General features: G+C 27.2%; 1 protein-coding gene. It reads right to left on the bottom strand.

All coding sequences use genetic code 11. The features are described 5' to 3' along the window. Positions 1–549: 549 nt before the first annotated feature. Positions 550–1,113 carry a hypothetical protein gene (locus ACJDU8_RS25435; protein ID WP_406794982.1) on the bottom strand — a complete coding sequence of 188 codons (564 nt, stop codon included), beginning with the start codon at positions 1,111–1,113 and terminating at the stop codon, positions 550–552. Between the last annotated feature and the right edge of the window lie 191 nt (positions 1,114–1,304).

Genomic DNA, 1,304 nt, shown 5'->3' with positions numbered 1-1,304 from the left:
TTTTGTAGACCTGTTATTGTTATTTTTGCCTTTGACATTTACTAATCCTCCTTAAGTTCTATATCCCCCTTAATAGCGTTTAGATCATTTATAACGTCGTTTAATGTTCTAATAGTATATTTTCATTAAAACATTTGAAATGTCCTCTAAATCAAATATATCTATAATAAAATAACCCGTGGGCAATCCGACGGACTTAATTTTGAGTGGAGCTGTTCATACAACATAATTACAAGTTTATACAAATAAAAAATAGAGAAGCAAGTTCCATTTTATCATAGGTACTTATTTCTCTAGTAATCGAAGTTGTTGTCAATGCAATAATCGTGTTTATTTTGAAGAGCTTTATCAATTAATAATAAAACAATCCAATAAAAAAAATAAGTACCCTACATGACAAGCACTTACTTTTTTTGGAGTGTTAATTACTAAATATTTTTTAATGTTAATTGTTAGTAATAATACACTTGTTATAGGAATTTTGCAATGATTTTATTATTTTCTTTTTATGGTTATATTATACAAATGAAGAACTGAACAGAAAGAAATCTATTCGCTTCCACTGTTAACAAGGCATTTTTTATGTTTTAAATAAAATTGATGTAATGCTGTACTAACTAAATCTTGCAACCTAAACTGTGGGTATTGTTTCTGAAATTCTTGAATTTCCTTTTTTACATTCTCATACACTTTAAAATTGTGATTTACCACTTTACCTTCCACAAGTTCTGTGTCAATAATCATTTTATCATCCGATACTTTATCATTAGTATTTCGATGTTCTTTAACCACATTTAAAATATCATCTTTATGTTTAGCTAACTCTTTTATACTTGCATCGGTATCAGTATCTATATCCATAGCTATCTCTTCTGATTTAACAATATCTTTTTCTTGTATCAATTTAACGTCAGGTGTGATGTTTTTTACGTACTTCCGGGTATTAGTATCATATTTGTAGTTCAATCGTGTAAACCTGCTTATTAGCGTACTTCTGTTTAACTTGAATTTTTTACATAAGTTCGTTACAGTTATTTTTTTATCCTTTTGTAGTTCGTCATTGATGAATTTTATCTGCTCTTCTACTTTTGATTTATTGAAACCAGTAGCCATATGTGTATCACCTCAATATAATATTTGTATTGATATACATATTATACCGATTTAATGAATTTCCTTCTTACTTTTCCAGGATTTTAAATAAAAAAATAAAACCTAGCAGGATTGTTTAAAATGGAACCTATATAATAGACACTTTAAAAAAGACTATTTATATAGGTTCTTTTCTTGTACAATAAAGCAGA

The sequence above is a fragment of the Candidatus Clostridium eludens genome (genome assembly GCF_045310515.1).
Lineage (GTDB): Bacteria > Bacillota > Clostridia > Clostridiales > Clostridiaceae > Clostridium_B > Clostridium_B eludens.
Note: the sequence above shows the minus strand (reverse complement) of the source record. Positions and strands in the feature narration are given on the sequence as shown.